Here is a 15780-nt window from a genome sequence, read left to right as displayed (position 1 = left end):
TGCCATGAAGGCATTCGTTGTCGACAAGTATAACAAGAAGGCCATCCTGCGGCTGGCCGAGATGCCGGAGCCGAAGCTCGGGGTCAGCGATGTCCTGGTCGAGATCCATGCGGCGGCGATGAACCTTCTCGATTCCAAGGTCAGGACCGGAGAGTTCAAGCTCATCCTGCCCTATAGCCGGCCCTTCATCCTCGGCCACGACGTGGCCGGCAAGGTCATCCGCGTGGGATCGAAAGTTCGCAGGTTCAAACCCGGCGACGAGGTCTATGCGCGGCCGCGCGATGGCCGGATCGGGGCATTCGCCGAGTTCATCGCCATCGATGAAGCCGACGTCGCCCTGAAGCCCAGCAATCTCAGCATGGAGGAGGCGGCCTCGATCCCCCTGGTCGGTCTGACCGCCTGGCAGGTGCTCGTTGAAAGGGCAAAGCTGAGCAAAGGACAGAAGGTCTTCATCCAGGCCGGCTCCGGCGGCGTCGGCATATTCGCGATCCAGCTGGCAAAGCATCTCGGCGCGACCGTTGCGACGACGGCGAGCGCAACAAGCGCTGCTCTGGTCAAGGGCCTCGGCGCCGATGTCGTCGTCGACTACCGGAAAGACGACTTCGAAAAAATCCTGTCGGGCTACGATATCGTCGTGAACAGCCAGGACGCCCAAACACTCGAAAAGTCGCTCACTGTGCTCAAACCCGGCGGCAAGCTCATCTCGATCTCCGGCCCGCCGGATCCCGAATTCGCCAGGGAAAAGGGGTTGAACCTGGTGCTGAGGACGCTCCTGCGCCTTCTTAGCCGCGCCATTCGGTCCAAAGCCAGGCGCCGTGGCGTCAGCTTTTCGTTCCTGTTCATGTGGGCGCAGGGCGACCAGTTGGGCAAGATCACCGCCCTCATCGAGTCCGGCGCGATCCGCCCGGTTGTCGATCGGGTCTTTCCCTTCGAAGCGACCAACGAGGCCCTGGCCTACGTCGAAACGGGACGCGCCAAGGGCAAGGTGGTCATCAAGGTCAGATAGCGACAGCCATCTTTGGGGTTCGCAATGACCTTCGCTTGGCCAATGACTTTCGCTTGGCGTTGACTCGCGCCCGCCAGCCAACCCTCACCCCAGCAAGTTGCGCGCCGTGCGCATGAATATCCTCGACCCGATCGGGATCAGGTCGTCCGGAAAATCGTAGTCCGGATTGTGGAGCGCCGGATAGCGCTCGCAGGCGCCGAGGAAGAACATCGCCGACTTGGCGCTGTGGCCGAACAGGCCGAAATCCTCCGAGGCGCGCATCGGCAGGGCTTCCTCGCCGTGGACGACGCTTTCTTCGTCGAGCGCGCGGCGCAGATGCGCCACCGCGTCGGGTGCGTTGATGCTGGCGACGAAGATCTCGTGGTAGTCGGAGCTTAAGGCCAGGCGATGCCGGCCGGCGATTTCCGCGGCCAGCGCTTGAGCGGCGGCGCAGAGATCCGCCATGCGCTCGTCGCGCCGGGTGCGCAGCGTCGCCCAGACCTCAGCATGGGCGGGCGCGATGCCGAACACGGCTTCGCCCATCTCGGCATGGGTGACGGTCACCATTGAGAAGTCGTCGTCGGCGAAGCTGCCGCGCCCGAGCGCCGGCAGCGCCGGCATCAGCTCACTGATCGCCAGCATCGGCGAGATGCCGGTCTCGGGCATCGACGAATGCGCGGTCTTGCCCTCCAGCACGATGCGCATGCCGCGCGAGGCGCAGTTGACCACACCGCTCTTCAGCCGTACCTCGCCGAACGGCACGCCGGGCAGATTGTGCAGCGAGAAGGCGAAATCCGGGGTGATCTCGCTGAAGCGCGGATCGGCGACGACGCCGGCCGCGCCATTGCCGGTTTCTTCCGCCGGCTGGAACATCAGCACGACGCGGCCGCTAGCCGGCCGCTCACGCCCGAGTTGACGGCCGAGCGCGGCCAGGATCGCGGTGTGCCCGTCATGGCCGCACATATGCGACTTGCCCGGCACCTGCGAGGCATGCGGCACGCCGGAGAGTTCCTCGATCGGCAACGCGTCGAGTTCCGAGCGGAACAGTACGGTCGGGCCGGCTCGGCCGCTGTCGTAGACCGCCGCAACGCCGTGTCCGCCCAGTCCGGTCAGCACCTTGTCCGGCCCCGTGTCGGCGAGGAAGGAGACGACTTCCGTTGCCGTTTTCTCCTCCTCATTCGAAATCTCCGGCTGCCGGTGCAGCTTGCGCCGCCACGCGGTCAGCTCGACAATATCCTGATTGGTCAGGGTCATGCTTCTTGGCCTCCGATGACGACTTGCTAGCCACAAATGGCCGTGCCCGCCACGGTCCAGGTTCCGGGCTCGGGCGGGCCAGGCCACCGGCCCTACTTCACGCGGTTGGGGCACAGCGCCTTGAACTGCTCCAGCGTATAGTCGTAGCCGGAAGCGCCGGAGCCATCGAGCACCACATTGTCATCAATCGATGTGATCAGATAGTCCGTCGTCACATCGGTGCCCTTGTTGCGGCCCTGGAACAGCATGCTGGCGCCATAGAAGGTGGTGAACTTGCCGGTCTTGCAGTTGGCGGTGATCTCGAAGTGCAGAGGCGACTTCATTTCCGCGTCGATGCAATCCTTGGAGAAATCGTGGCCATATTCGCGGCAGTAGACGCCCGCCTTCTGCCTGTCGTGTTTAGCCAGGATGCTGGCGTGCGTGGAGCCGATGCCCGTCTTTTTCACGATGGTAAGTTCCATTCCCACCCTGGCGCCGTAGTAAATCGTACTCGCCTGCGCTGCTGTCGCGAGGATCAAGGCGGTGAGGACAACCAAAAGATGTCGCATGGAAACTTCTCCCTTGACCGGAGAGGTTTCACGCGAGCGATCGTCGGGTCAAGCCCCTGCGGCGGTTCATCGTTTCGCGGCACCGAGCCGCTTACCCTTTGTTTGACGCAATTCCGGGCGGCCGACGGTCAGCCGAACCGGCGTGCGCCGGTGGGACTGCATTTTGCCTCGCCTTGGCCCAATCGCCACCGATGCGGAAGAGGATGGCCATTATGAGGAGACCCTTTATAACGGTCGACAAGATTGCGATAACCATGAGGAGACGATGCGCTACATACGTCCGCATTCAATCGAAGATGCCGTTGGCCAATTGGCCGGGTCGGCCGGCACGGCCGCCATCCTCGCCGGAGGCAGCGACCTGCTGGTGAGGATGAAGGGCGGCTTCATCGAACCCGACCTGATCGTCGACATCAAGGCCATTGAGGGCCTGAGCGAGATCCGCGAAACCGCAGAAGGCTTCAGCATCGGAGCCGCCGTCCCCTGCGCCGTGCTGGGCGAGAGCGCTTCCTTGAAGAAGGCGTGGCCGGGCGTCGTCGAGGCGGCGAAGCTGATCGGCTCCAAGCAGGTGCAGGGACGCTGCACCATCGTCGGCAATCTCTGCAATGCCTCGCCGGCCGCCGACAGCGTGCCGGCGCTGGTAGCCGCCGGCGCCAGGGCAGTCGTTGCCGGATCTTCGGGCAAGCGCACGATTGCCGTGGAGGCGGTGCCGACCGGTCCGGGCCGGACCTCGCTCGCCAAGGGCGAGATCATCGAGGCGATCCTGCTCGACAAACGTGCGCCGCATTCGGGCGATGCCTATCTGCGCTTCATTCCGCGCACCGAGATGGACATCGCCGTGGTCAGCGCCGGCGTGAACCTGACGCTCGACGAGCAGGGCGTGGTCAAGGCGGCCCGCGTGGCGCTGGGTGCCGCGGCGCCGACGGTGCTGCTGGTGGACGAGGCCGCCGAGGCCCTCATCGGCAGGACGCTCGACGAAGCAGCGCTCGAGCGGCTGGCCAAGGTCTGCTCCGGCGCCTGCCGTCCCATCGACGACAAGCGGGGCACCATCGAGTTCAGACGGAAAGTTGCGGGTGTGCTGGCCAGGAGAGCCGCCACGACCGCCTATCAGCGCGCAGGAGGCAAGTGATGGCCGGTGTAGCAGTCTCAACGACAATCAACGGCGATCACGTCGAATATCTTTGCCAGCCGGACGAGACCCTGCTCGACGTGCTGCGCGACCGGCTCGGGCTGACCGGCGCCAAGGAAGGCTGCGGCACCGGCGACTGCGGCGCCTGCAGCATCATCCTCGACGACCGGCTGGTCTGCTCCTGCCTGGTGCTTGGCGCCGAGGCTGAAGGCCGGCGCGTCGAGACCGTCGAGGGCATGGCGCATGGCGAGAAACTGCATCCGCTGCAGCAGAAATTCCTCGAGCACGCCGCGCTTCAGTGCGGAATCTGCACGCCGGGTTTTTTGATCGCGGCGAAGGACCTTTTGGCAAAGAACCCCGACCCGACCGAGGAGGAAATCCGCTTCGGCCTCGCCGGAAACCTCTGCCGCTGCACCGGCTATGACAAGATCGTGCGCGCCGTCCAGGACGCGGCGAACGTGATGAAGGGAGCCTGAGATGAATTTCGATCCGCGCTACTCGGGACGCAATTTCTCTTCCGTCGGCACGCGCCCTATTCGCCCCGACGGCGTCGACAAGGTGACCGGCCGCGCCCGCTATGGCGCCGACTTCAACATGGCCGGCCAGCTCGTCGGGCGCGTGCTGCGCAGCCCACACGCCCATGCGATCATCAGGAAGATCGACACCTCGAAGGCCGAAAAACTCGCCGGCGTGAAGGCGGTGGTCACCGCGGCCGACCTGCCAGACCTTACCGATGGCGATACCGCTATGTACGACATCCTCGACAATTGCATGGCGCGCACCAAGTCGCTCTATGACGGCCATGCGGTGGCCGCGGTCGCCGCCGTCGATGCCCGCACCGCCAGGCAGGCGCTGAAGCTGATCGAGGTCGACTACGAGGTGTTGCCGCATGTGACCGATGTCGACGAGGCGATGAAGCACACCGCACCGCTCGTCAACGACGCCACCTTCACCGAGGGCCTCGAGGAAAAGCCGGCAAAGCCGTCCAACGTCACCAAGCGCAGCCAGTTTGGCCATGGCGACGTCCATCAGGGTTTCGGCCAGGCCGACTTCATCGTCGAGCGCTCGTTCAAGACCGAGCAGACGCACCAGGGCTATATCGAGCCGCATGCCTGCGTGGCGAGCGTCAGCACCGACGGCACAGCCGAGCTGTGGGTCTGCACGCAGGGCCACTTCGTCTACCGCCAGCACTGCGCGCAACTGCTTGGCATCGAAGCCTCGAAGCTGCGCGTCACCTCCTCCGAGATCGGCGGCGGCTTCGGCGGCAAGACCCATGTCTGGGCCGAACCGGTGGCGCTGGCGCTGTCGCGCAAGGCCGGACGGCCGGTGAAGCTGGTGATGACCCGCGACGAGGTGTTCCGCGCCTCGGGCCCGACCAGCGCCACCTCGATCGACGTCAAGATCGGCGCCCGCAAGGACGGCACCATCACCGCCGCCGAAGCGACGCTGCGCTACACGAGCGGCCCCTATGCCGGGACGTGGGCCGAGATCGGCGCCATGACCGCCTTCGCCTGCTACAAGCTTGAGAACGTCAAGACCGTCGGCTACGAAGTACTGGTCAACCGGCCGAAGACCGCCGCCTATCGCGCGCCCTCGGCACCCATGGCGGCCTTCGCGGTGGAAAGCGCCGTCGATGAGCTGGCCAAGGAGATCGGCATCGACCCGGTCGACTTCCGCATCAAGAATGCGGCTCACGAAGGCACACGCTCCTCCTACGGCCCGGTCTACGGCCCGATCGGCATCGGCCCGACACTGGAGGCGGCGAAGAACCATCCGCACATGAAGGCGCCGTTGGCGAAGAACCAGGGCAGGGGCATGGCCTGCGGCTTCTGGTTCAACTTCGGCGGCCAGACCTGCACCGACCTGAACATCGGCATGGACGGCTCGGTCTCGCTGGCCGTCGGCACGGTCGACGTCGGTGGTTCACGGGCCTCGTTGTCACTGGTGGCGGCGGAGGAGCTCGGCATCGACTATTCGCAAGTCAAGGCGATCGTCGCCGACACGTCCTCCCTCGGTTACAACGACATGACCGACGGCAGCCGCGGCACCTTCTCCTCCTCCATGGCGACGATCTCGGCCGCCCGCAACGCGATCAAGATCCTGCGTGAGCGCGCCGCGCAGATGTGGGACATCTCGGTCGATGACGTCGCCTGGGAACAGGGCCACGCGGTCGCCAAGGGCGAGAAGCACGGCAATCTCGGCAAACTGTCGCTGAAGGAGATCGCCGCCGATTCCGGCAAGACCGGCGGACCGATCGCCGGCCACAGCGAGCTGGTCGCCGACGGCGCCGGCGTGTCCTTCGCCACCCATATCTGCGACATCGAGGTCGATCCCGACACCGGCGCCACCAGGGTGATCCGCTACACCGTGGTGCAGGATGCCGGCAAGGCGGTGCACCCGACCTATGTCGAGGGCCAGTACCAGGGCGGTGCCGCGCAAGGCATCGGCTGGGCGCTCAACGAGGAGTATATCTACGGCAAGGACGGGCGCCTGCAGAACCCCGGCTTCCTCGACTACCGCATCCCGGTTTGCTCGGACCTGCCGATGATCGACACGCAGATCCTTGAGATCCCCAACCCCAACCACCCCTATGGGGTGCGCGGCGTCGGCGAGACCTCGATCGTGCCGCCGCTGGCGGCGATCGCCAATGCGGTGTCGAACGCCGCTGGCGTGCGCATGACGCACATCCCGATGTCGCCGCCGCGGATCCTGGCGGCGATCGAGGCGGAACGGGAAGGCTAGAGCAATGCTGAAAAGCGCTAAGCGGTTTTCGGCTTACGCCACGGTCCAATGAGGTTCTGGCGCTGATGGTCGAAGTGACGCTCTGGGGATCGCTTGGCGCGCTCGCCGGAGGCCAGAGTAAGGTCGAGGTCGAGGCCAAGGACATCAGGGAGCTGTTCCGGAAACTTTCGGAACAGTATCCCGCCTTCGAGCCGCTGATCGATCGCGGCATCGCTGTCGCGATCGACGGCACGATCTATCGGGATACGTGGTCGAAGGAATTGCCTGAGGGGGCGGAGATTTTTCTGCTGCCAAGACTGGCGGGGGATAGGCCGGCAGCCGACCGCCCCCGCATGGCCAGTCGATCCGGCTGCCACGAGGCCTTGCTCCTGCTTTCACAGATTTCGCGCGAGTTAGATCCGGTGCTGGTCGTCGCCTCGACCCAGCTTTCACGTCTCTATAGGCCCGCAAGGGCCTGAGCGGTAAGCAGCCGAGCGACCAAACGGTACTGCTCTACGAGGAAATCCTCATTGGTGAACCACTCGGCATAGGGCGCCATGCGAACGCCCTGCGCTTCAGCATCCTTGATTTGGCTGGCGCCGGCGAACATGAGCCGTTTGCCGTCCGATGAACGAACCATCTCAGCGCTGACGGTCATCGCAATGCCTCGCCCATCGCCGACTGGTACGCTTAATGCGTTGTAGACATTGATCTTCAGCTTGGCGGAGGCGCCCGATGCCGCGTCTGTTACGCGATATCCCTTGCTAATAAGGTCTTCCTTCGCCTGACTCTCGATGAGCTCGCGGAGATTTGTGCGCGTGTCCACGATCTCTTGAAGACGAGAAGTAGCCTCTGATACCGTGGCGGGCACTTTCCCGGAACTTGCATTTGCCTCACTTGAATTTGGCGCAAAGACAGAGGCTTTCGACAGCTGCACAGGCTCCACGTAGACGGAGCCCATGGAGGCCTTGCTCTGCGGGTCAATGGAGGACGAGACGCAAGCGGTAAGAGCAACCGCTGCAAAGACAACAAGACTGCGGCGAAGCACTGGAATCTCCAAATTTTCAAAGTCGATTCGCCATACTACGGAACCGGCAATTCGGGGAGTACCGCACACGTTGCGACAAATTGGTCGTTTAGCGCGGACTGCGATCCGGACCGATCGGAACTGCGAACCTCAGCGATAATTTTGGTGCTTTGGGCCCGACGCTTGTGGTGTCACTGACAAGTCGCCTGCGGCGCAGCGCAGGCCGCCCCGTCTGCCGTGAGCGAGCGCGCGAACAGAATTTGGAGCCTCTCCAAAATGCTCGCGGAAGGTTTTTGAAAAATGCGAAGGAGACTCAAAGCCGCAGGCAACGGCGATCTCCAGGATCCGCAGTTCGGTCGAATCCGGCAGCTGCGGCGAAGCGCCCTCTTCGGTAGCTCGCGACAACTTTCGCCGGCGTCCACTCAAGGCCGCGCCATGCGATCCAAAGCAAGACGGCTTGACCGGCGAAGCCGACGACGATCGAAGTAACAGCTATCCCCGAGATGATATCGGAATCCATGTTCGCGAGCCCCCGCTTCGCTTAATTTACGAGTTGAAGTATTGGCCTGACTCACGTGTGAGTCGAGGGCCAACATCTATCTCAAATGGACTAAGCCGAAAGGGGTATATTGAGACCGGCGAAGCAGTCTAAAGAAATTCCAGAAAGCGCAGCGGCTTTTCGTCCGGAATTGCGTCAAGACAAATGCGCAAAACGGGTCGGCGATTCCGCCAAGAGCTGCAAGGCTGTAGCCAAGCGTGCTACGATTGCGCCTGCTGCGTCTTGATGATGCGACGTCGCCAGCTTAAGCGCCAAGCCAACCAGCCCGGCGATCCTGTTCAACCAGGACCTGCCCTCTGTCGGACTGACGCCGCCCTAGGCCCCCAGCGTCGGCTCCGTATTCACCTCCAGTGCCTCCTCCGCCTCATCTTCGTCCCCAAGCACCTCGCCGTTCACACCCAGCGGCCGGCCGATCCAGATCGGGTCGATCAGATGGTCGCGCTTGGGGTTGGTGGTGTTGGGGTGGATGAGAATGCTCAGGCCGCCGTGGTTCAACATCAGCCATGGCACCAGCGTAGCGAAGAGCGCGTTGGCGAACGAGACCTGGTACATCGCCTGCTGATGCGGGCCGACCGGCTCGTCGCGCCAGTTGCCGAGGCGCACGCGGAAACGTTCTGCGATGCGAAGCCGCAGCCATTCGGCATGCTGCCGCTCAGGCTGCCCGGCGTAGTAGATATGGGCGTGATAGCTGGCGATCTCCGCGAGTGTTCTTGGACTGGCTTTTTCGTTCACCGGATGCTCCCCTTCGATTGATGTCGCGCCCCATCGCCGCATCATATCGATGACGCAGGGATTGTGGAATCTCCGGCCGCTCGAAGGGTCGCAAATGGCGGCGCCCGCTCCGTCTCGGCTTCGCCGAGCCAGCCCGCTCCCGAAGGGGCCAGGAGCCTAAGCTTATCGAAGCGCAATTGCGGACGGCTTCATGCTTTTCCCGGGATGGGCTTGACCACCGTGGCGAGCACGATGCCGGCCACGATGAAGGCAGCACCAACCAGGTCGTAGTCATGCAGGTTCTCGCCGAGCAGCAGATAGGCCAGTATCGCGACGAACACCGTCTGCAGGTAGAGCAGCATGCTCGCGCGGCTGGCGCCGAGCGTCTCCACGCTTCGGTTGTAGAGATAGTACATCAGCGCGCCGCCCGGACCCGCCAGATAGGCGAGCGCGAGCAGGCCGTTGATGGTCATTGCCGAGCGTTCGTCGTTGAACAGTTCCCACAGATGGAAGGGCAGGGCGACCAGCGCGCCGGCGCCAAGCAGCAGAACCACCAGCGGTAGCAGCTCGAGGCCGAATTTGGAACGGCGCAGCAGCACGGTGTAGAGACCCCAGCAGAACGCGCTGCCGACGATCCACAATTCGCCGGGATTGAACCGGAGCTGAAGCAGCGCCGTCAGGTTGCCGTGCGCGACGATGACCATCATCCCGGCAAGCGCCGCCAGCGCGCCGAGCGACTTCCAGAGCCCGAGCGGCTCGCCAAGCACAAAACGGGCGAGCACCATCGTCATGACCGGCGACAGCGCCATGATGATGCCGGCCGTTGTGGCGTCGGTGTCGTTGAGGCCGTGGTAGATCATGCCCTGGCAAAGCGTCAGGCCGATCGCGCCGACGACGACGATCTCCACCGCGCGGGTTTTGAGCAGCGTGATCATCGCGCCGTGATGGCGGTGCACGATCGGCAGCAGGATGGCTGAGGCGAGCGCAAGCCGCCAGAAGCAGAGGCCCCAGGGCGGCATTTCCGGCGCCACCCATTTGGCCGCGATGTAGACGCCGGCCGAAAGCAGCCAGCACAGCACGGCGGCCGGATAGCCGGTCAAGGACGATAGAGTCGGGGAGGATCCGGTCGAGGAGGATATCGTCCCGACGGCGGGCTGATCTCCTGGATGGGATATCGGTATTGCCAGCATGCCATGTCTCCCGTTGAAGAAACGTCAGCCAAAGCCGGCAATATATCACTGCCTTTGAATGTTACATCTCACAAGAATAGTCATGCGTAGGAGGCGCAATCTTTCCAGGCCCGAGCCGCCGGTAATGTCGCGCCCAGCCTGCCGGCAATGCGCGCCCAGCCCGATCACGATGCTCGCTTATCTCAGCCGCAAGTTCTGAGCCGGGCGACCAACGACGATAACCCTGTTTCTCGCTGCCTCGTCCAAGCCCGCGCCTTGTGGAAGCAAGCGATCTGTGGTTTCTCCGCGATGCTTTAGGAAAGGCTTGTGGATGAGAATTGCAGTGCTTGTCGTGCTGGCGGCGACTTTGGCCGGGTGTGTGACCTCTCCGGTCGACTATGAAACGTCGCTTTCGCAGCAGGACCCGAAATGGGCGTCGCCGGAATGCCAGAAAGCCCGCATGGATGCCTCGAACTACGCCGCTCGCGAAAAGGAGCACCCCGGCTGGGGCTTCGGCGTCCTGCTTGGCCCGTACAGCATGGGGCTGGTGGCGGCCATCAAGGAGCACGAGCAGAAGCAGCGAAAGCTGTTCGCCCGCGAGGTGCACTTGAACTGCTCGAGCCTGCCGCTGCCGAAGGACCTGGAGAGCGATTCCCGGGACGCGATCGCAGTTCAGACAAAATATCCCTAGACTGCACTGGGCCCCGATACGCGACGACAAGCACGGCTTGCGTATCAGACGATCCTCACGCGATTATTCCAGCGCACAATGCCGGGATCGCGATCGACAGGCTCGATCCGGTGCCGGCTTCAAGGGGGTTCGATGCGGCGTGTACCGATCGTCATGCGGCCGCTTGGCGGCATGGGAAACAGGATGTTCCAGTACATGTTCAGCCATGTGCTGGCCGGGCGCATTCCCGGCGGCTATGTCTGCAACGCCGATCTGCCGGAATGGTCCATCGCCAAGCTGCGGCCGCCTCTTGTGTGGAGATACCGGGCGCTTCGGGTAGAAGGCTATCATCGCTACGATCTCGACACGATCGCTGCCGCGTTCCGTGAGAAACGCGCGCGGAGCATCCTGTTCAAGGGCTTCGCACAGAGGTTGGGCTATTACGATCGAATGGAGGTTTCCGGGTTTTTCGACGGGCGTGCAGTCGATGCGCCGACCTATGGCGACGAATTCCTCGTCATCCATGTGCGGGCCGGCGATATACTCGACGGCTCCCACCGCAACTACTGCCCGATGCCGTTCGCCTTCTTCGAGACCCTTAGCCGGGACAGTGGCCGCAAGCCGGTCTTCGTCGGCCAGGTCCATGACGACAATGATTATTGCCGGCGCCTGCGCCAGCGCTTTCCCGATGCCGCCTTCGCGCCGAAGGCATCGCCGTTGACTGATTTCGAGACGCTGCGCCGGGCAAGCCATGTCGTCGCGTCGGTAGGCAGCTTTGCCTGGCTGGCCTGCTGGCTGTCGTCGGCGCGCACGATCCACCTGCCGGTGGCCGGCATCCTGGATCCGGCGATCAGGCCGGACATCGACCTGCTTCCGCCTGGCGACGCACGCTACCGCTTTCATAAGTTGGACATCGGCGACTGGACAGCGTCCGCCGAGCAGCTCGCGGCCTTCTATGGCGATGCGATCAAGTTTCGGCAGATCGAACTTCGGCAATTGGCACGATGAAAGAGTTGCGATGAGATTTCCGCTTTCGGTCGACAGGCCCGTGATCTGCGCGATCATGAAGCTGGAGCAACCCTATGTGATCGAATGGACCGCGTGGCACAAGCTGCACGGTTTCGATCTGATGATCGCCGACAATTGCGTCGCCGGGCCGCAGACGGCGGTGCTTTCGGCGTTGCGCGACGCCGGCTGGATCGAGCTGGTCGACTGGCGGCACGATCGGCTGCAGCCGCAGCGGCGGGCCTATTCGCACCTCTACTGGCGGGCACTGTTCCAGGGCTATCGCTATCTCGGCTTCCTGGACGCCGACGAATTTCTCGAGCCGCTCGGCGGACCGCCCTGGAGCGGCGCCGAGCTTGTCCGCTCGCTGCTCAGCCGGCGCGGCGTGCGCAGCGTCGCCTTCCGCTGGGCGAATTTCGGCAGCGACGGCAGAGAAGGCTATGACGACGAGCTGGTCACCGTCCGGTTTCCGCGGCGCGGCAGGCATGACGCCCCGACGGCGCGCTGGAAGAAGGCGTTTGGGCGCGTCGGGTCATGCCTGCCGAAGGCCGTGCGGAGCCCGATGCTGTTCATGGCGCATCCGCACGGCTTCCCGATCGGGCAGCGCAGGACGCTGGTCGACGGCATGACGCTCGACAGGCATCAAGCCGCCATGCCGATGGAATGGAAGCTCGGCTGGATCCGCCACTATGCGGTGAAGTCGCGGCAGGAATTGCTGAGCAAGCACGCCCGCGGCGGAGGCTTCACGCCGGCGAGCGAGGCGCCCTCGCTGGAAGAGTATATCGCGACGAGGGATCAGAATGACATTCTTGATCCGCTCGACGACGCGGCGATCGAGGTCCTGCGGGCCAAGGTGGCGGAGATAGTCCGCTCGCTCGATCCGGCGATCCTTGCGCAGACGCGGCCGCTTTTCCTTGACTGAGGATTGGTGGCCCGGCGCGCGATCCTCTCAAGCGAGGACAAGCGGCGCGGTACTCATCCCGTGAAACGACAGCGACGGGCGGCGCCTGGCGCCGGCGGCATCAAGCCGCCAGCCGGGAGCGCGGGTGAACAACGCCTCGAGCATCGCCGCGATCTCGATCCGGGCGACATGCTGGCCGAGGCAGACATGCAGGCCGGTGCCGAAGGTCAACGACAAGGCCGGCGAGCGGGTGAGGTCCAGCCGGTCACCGTCCGCGAACACCGCATCGTCGCGGTTGCCGCTGCCCAGCACCGCCACCACCGCCTCGCCGTTCGCGATCCCAACGTTGCCGAGGTCGATGTCTTCGGCCGCAATGCGCGCGATCGCGTATTGCACGGAGGCGCCAAAGCGCAGCAATTCGGCGGCCGCGCTGCTCCAGTCGACAAGCCGGCGCTCGAGCAGGGCGCGCTGCTCTGGAAAACGGTGCAGCGCGACCACGGCGTTGCCGAAAGCGTCGACGACGGTCTCCTGTCCGGCAAACAGCATGAACACGACGTTGGCCACCATGTCTTCGCGCGACCAGCGCCCTTCGGCGACTTCCCGCGCCATGCGGGCGACCATTCCGTCCGGCCGGAAGGCCTGTTGCGCCAGCCGCTCCTCGACAAAGGCCCGGCATTCGCCATAGGCCGCGGCGCTGGCAGCCGGCGGCTGGTCTGTTCGCAGGTCGAACGCACCAGCCATGCGGCTGGTCACCGATTTCAGCGCCCATGGATCCTCGATCTCGATGCCCATGATTTCCTGCAGCAGCCAGAAGGAGACCGGCACGGCGAGCCCGGCGACGGCATCGATGCGGCCGTCCGCCATCGCCCGGTCGACCAGCTCGCGGCTTAGCGCCCGCAGGCCCTGTGTCAGCGCCTCGACGGTGGGTCTGGAGAGGAAGCCTGCAACCGGCCGGCGCAGCCCGCCATGCTGCGGCGGATCGGCGAGCATCACCGACCGGCTGAGCAGCGCCATTGGCGCCTGGTCGACAAGCTTGCGGCGGACCTCCTCATACCTGCCGGGCGGCGCCTGCAGCAGGGCGGGATGTTTCAGAACGCGGGACACCAGCTCATGGCTGAAGACGTAATGCGCGTCGGCGAGTTCGGGATAGGGCGCCGCGCCGCGCGCTATGCCGCCCAGTGCGCGCATCTCGGCAAAATGCGCGAACGGATCGTCGCCGAGCGCAAACGGATCGAAGAACGGAGCCGTCATGCTGCGGCCGGCTCGCACGTCATTTCTTGAGGTCCTTGGCCGAGATGACCCGGAAACCGCCGGACGCGGCATCCTGCGGGAAGAAATCCGGCATGACGTAGAGGAATTCGCAGTCGTAGACGCGGTAGTGCAGACGCAGAAGCGGATCGCGGATAATCTCTTCCAGCGGCGGCCTTATGCCGGTCTCGTTCCAGCGGTCTATGGTAGCGCGAAACCGCGGGTCGGCCCTGACCTGGTCGTCGTCGCCGCCGGATGAGCCGGCATAGGCCGAGCAGCGGCCGTCGCCGATCAGCCAGCGCGCGCCGAGGCGGTGGCCGTGGCGCTCCATCTCCTTCAGCAGCCGGATCGCCGTGTTGCCGCCGCGGTGGCTGGGGCGGACGCAGAGATTGTAGGCATAAAGAGAGTGCACCGGCTCGCTGCGCGGCAGCGACGCAAAGGCATCGAAATTCGCGGGAAAGTCTGCACGCACCAGCGGGTCCTGGCTGGTTTCGGTGAAGCAGAGCGTGCCGGCAAGCACGTCACCGTCGATCGCCCCCAGCATGGTGTGGCCAAGCGCCAGCCGGCGTCGGATGGTCGCCTCGCTGGCCTGCAGCGGGCCGGCCCAGGCGGCAGCTTCAAGCTCCATCAGCAGCGGCATGTCGTCCGCGTCCAGCTTCCGGATTGGAAGCGCATTATTCTCGACGTTCATCTCTCGGCCACCCGGCTTGCCCATGCGCTATAGGGCGCGTAGCAGCTTTTTGCTAGTCAGCAAGACTGCAGTTTGCAATTCTGCGGATCGGGGGGCGCAATCGCTTGATATTCTACGTCACACATAGAAAGCACGCTTATACGCATGCGGTTGTGCTTCTCTATCACCGCACAGATCTGCAAGCATCGTTCCGGCTGGTTCGCTATGAGGATGCCGGATTGCTGCGCGGCGTTCGCGCCGGCGTGGTGATCTGGTCGGACATGGACCGGCTGACCGCCGAGGAGATGAAGCGGGCATCAGACCTGAGCGCCGCGCTGGCGCGGCAAGCGGGCCTGAAGCAGCTCAACCACCCGACCGCCAGCCTGCAGCGCTTCGATCTGCTGCGTGTGCTTGGTGACGATGGCGGCAACCTTTTTCGCGCGTTCAGGCTGGACCAGCTCGATGACACGATGCGCTATCCGGTCTTCATCCGCGACGAGGTGGGCGCACTCTACGAAGAGCCGCCGCTTTTGCACGACCGGACGGCGCTCGACGCGGCACTCGCCCGGCCGGACGGTCGCAGGCTGGTGCGGCCGATCGTGGTGGAGATGACCGGCGCGCCATGGCCGGACGGATACTACCGGAAATTCGCCGCCTATCGGGTCGGCGATACGATCTACGCCCAGCATATTGCCATGTCGAAATCCTGGTTCGTCAAGAATTCGAACGAGGAGCTCCTGCCGGCGCATATCGACGAGATCAGGGCCTACATTGCCGCGAACCCACATGCCGAATGGGTGATGCAGGTCTTCGAAAAGGCCCGTATGCAATACGGGCGCATCGACTACACGCTGACCAACGGCCAGCCCACAGTGTTCGAGATCAACAGCAATCCGACCGTGCTGAGCGACCCGCCGACGCCGTTCGCTACTTATGACCCGCAGCCTTTCGCCGACCTCCATGCCAACGCGCTGCTCGCGCTGCCCCAGGCGACAGCGCCGGATTCGCTGCCCGAAATCGACGCCGCCCACCGAGCGACGCTGGCCAAATTGCGGCGCCGCTACGAGTTCAAGCGGCTGAAGCTCGTGTTGCAGAAGGTCTTTGGACGAGGTGGCAAAATAGTCTGAAGCGCGATGCCTTGCCCATCGATCCGCGCGCGCGAAACAATGGCAAAGTCGGGCCGACA

16 protein-coding genes and 1 pseudogene are annotated in these 15780 nt (G+C 64.2%); 9 read left to right on the top strand and 8 right to left on the bottom strand.

The annotated features are described in order from the left end of the window. Positions 1 to 4: 4 nt before the first annotated feature. A complete protein-coding gene (locus EJ073_RS13055) occupies positions 5 to 1006 on the top strand; it encodes an NADP-dependent oxidoreductase (RefSeq protein WP_126056101.1) in 1002 nt (333 codons plus the stop codon). A gap of 84 nt (positions 1007 to 1090) precedes the next feature. On the opposite strand, the gene EJ073_RS13050 is transcribed toward EJ073_RS13055, so the two are convergent. Together EJ073_RS13050 and EJ073_RS13045 are read right to left on the bottom strand one after the other, a co-directional pair. Continuing rightward, positions 1091 to 2239: an amidohydrolase gene (locus EJ073_RS13050; RefSeq protein ID WP_126056100.1), complete on the bottom strand. Its 1149-nt coding sequence runs from the start codon at positions 2237 to 2239 to the stop codon at positions 1091 to 1093. Between the two features lie 92 nt (positions 2240 to 2331). Next, complete coding sequence (locus EJ073_RS13045) at positions 2332 to 2787, bottom strand: hypothetical protein (RefSeq protein WP_126056099.1); 456 nt, start codon at positions 2785 to 2787, stop codon at positions 2332 to 2334. 265 nt (positions 2788 to 3052) lie between these two features. Between EJ073_RS13045 and EJ073_RS13040 the strand changes: the two genes are divergently transcribed. The 4 genes and pseudogenes from EJ073_RS13040 to EJ073_RS32925 form a co-directional block, all read left to right on the top strand. Then, complete coding sequence (locus tag EJ073_RS13040) at positions 3053 to 3913, top strand: xanthine dehydrogenase family protein subunit M (RefSeq protein WP_126056098.1); 861 nt, start codon at positions 3053 to 3055, stop codon at positions 3911 to 3913. Further along, positions 3913 to 4389 (top strand): (2Fe-2S)-binding protein, encoded by a 477-nt coding sequence (locus EJ073_RS13035; protein WP_126056097.1) that lies wholly within the window; start codon positions 3913 to 3915, stop codon positions 4387 to 4389. Before EJ073_RS13040 ends, EJ073_RS13035 begins: the two co-directional genes overlap by 1 nt. A 1-nt stretch (position 4390) precedes the next feature. Continuing rightward, entirely contained in the window at positions 4391 to 6655 is a 2265-nt protein-coding gene (locus EJ073_RS13030) for a xanthine dehydrogenase family protein molybdopterin-binding subunit (RefSeq protein ID WP_126056096.1), read from the top strand. Positions 6656 to 6720: 65 nt separating this feature from the next. Beyond that, positions 6721 to 6960 (top strand): annotated as a pseudogene (locus EJ073_RS32925) (MoaD/ThiS family protein); the annotation flags it as partial. 131 nt (positions 6961 to 7091) lie between these two features. Here EJ073_RS32925 and EJ073_RS13020 read toward each other — a convergent pair. The 4 genes from EJ073_RS13020 to EJ073_RS13005 all read right to left on the bottom strand — a co-directional run bounded on the left by EJ073_RS13020 (position 7092) and on the right by EJ073_RS13005 (position 10121). After that, on the bottom strand, positions 7092 to 7595 hold the full coding sequence (locus EJ073_RS13020; RefSeq protein WP_126056095.1) for a hypothetical protein: 504 nt from the start codon (positions 7593 to 7595) through the stop codon (positions 7092 to 7094). A 216-nt stretch (positions 7596 to 7811) separates the two neighbouring features. Further along, on the bottom strand, positions 7812 to 8066 hold the full coding sequence (locus EJ073_RS13015) for a helix-turn-helix domain-containing protein (protein WP_245455558.1): 255 nt from the start codon (positions 8064 to 8066) through the stop codon (positions 7812 to 7814). Between the two features lie 469 nt (positions 8067 to 8535). Continuing rightward, positions 8536 to 8994, bottom strand: coding sequence for a DOPA 4,5-dioxygenase family protein (locus EJ073_RS13010; protein WP_126059199.1), 459 nt, complete (start codon positions 8992 to 8994; stop codon positions 8536 to 8538). Between the two features lie 146 nt (positions 8995 to 9140). Next, on the bottom strand, positions 9141 to 10121 hold the full coding sequence (locus EJ073_RS13005) for an EamA family transporter (RefSeq protein WP_189375328.1): 981 nt from the start codon (positions 10119 to 10121) through the stop codon (positions 9141 to 9143). Positions 10122 to 10431: 310 nt separating this feature from the next. On the opposite strand from EJ073_RS13005, the gene EJ073_RS13000 reads away from it, so the two are divergent. The 3 genes from EJ073_RS13000 to EJ073_RS12990 all read left to right on the top strand — a co-directional run bounded on the left by EJ073_RS13000 (position 10432) and on the right by EJ073_RS12990 (position 12697). Next, positions 10432 to 10791 carry a hypothetical protein gene (locus EJ073_RS13000; protein ID WP_126056094.1) on the top strand — a complete coding sequence of 120 codons (360 nt, stop codon included), beginning with the start codon at positions 10432 to 10434 and terminating at the stop codon, positions 10789 to 10791. A gap of 132 nt (positions 10792 to 10923) precedes the next feature. Continuing rightward, entirely contained in the window at positions 10924 to 11778 is an 855-nt protein-coding gene (locus EJ073_RS12995; RefSeq protein ID WP_189375331.1) for an alpha-1,2-fucosyltransferase, read from the top strand. Positions 11779 to 11788: 10 nt separating this feature from the next. After that, complete coding sequence (locus tag EJ073_RS12990; protein WP_126056092.1) at positions 11789 to 12697, top strand: hypothetical protein; 909 nt, start codon at positions 11789 to 11791, stop codon at positions 12695 to 12697. 27 nt (positions 12698 to 12724) lie between these two features. Here EJ073_RS12990 and EJ073_RS12985 read toward each other — a convergent pair whose 3' ends face one another. Both EJ073_RS12985 and EJ073_RS12980 read right to left on the bottom strand, forming a co-directional pair. After that, entirely contained in the window at positions 12725 to 13927 is a 1203-nt protein-coding gene (locus EJ073_RS12985) for a cytochrome P450 (protein WP_189347781.1), read from the bottom strand. 19 nt (positions 13928 to 13946) lie between these two features. Next, the gene (locus EJ073_RS12980) at positions 13947 to 14615 is read right to left on the bottom strand and encodes an N-acetyltransferase (protein WP_126056090.1); all 669 of its coding nucleotides are present in this window, start codon (positions 14613 to 14615) and stop codon (positions 13947 to 13949) included. 218 nt (positions 14616 to 14833) lie between these two features. Here EJ073_RS12980 and EJ073_RS12975 point away from each other — a divergent pair, with 218 nt between their 5' ends. Beyond that, positions 14834 to 15721, top strand: coding sequence for a hypothetical protein (locus EJ073_RS12975; RefSeq protein ID WP_126056089.1), 888 nt, complete (start codon positions 14834 to 14836; stop codon positions 15719 to 15721). Positions 15722 to 15780 lie beyond the last annotated feature (59 nt).

The organism is Mesorhizobium sp. M4B.F.Ca.ET.058.02.1.1 (assembly GCF_003952505.1).
In the GTDB taxonomy this organism is placed as follows: Bacteria; Pseudomonadota; Alphaproteobacteria; order Rhizobiales; family Rhizobiaceae; genus Mesorhizobium.
This window is presented reverse-complemented; position numbering and strand designations above follow the sequence as displayed.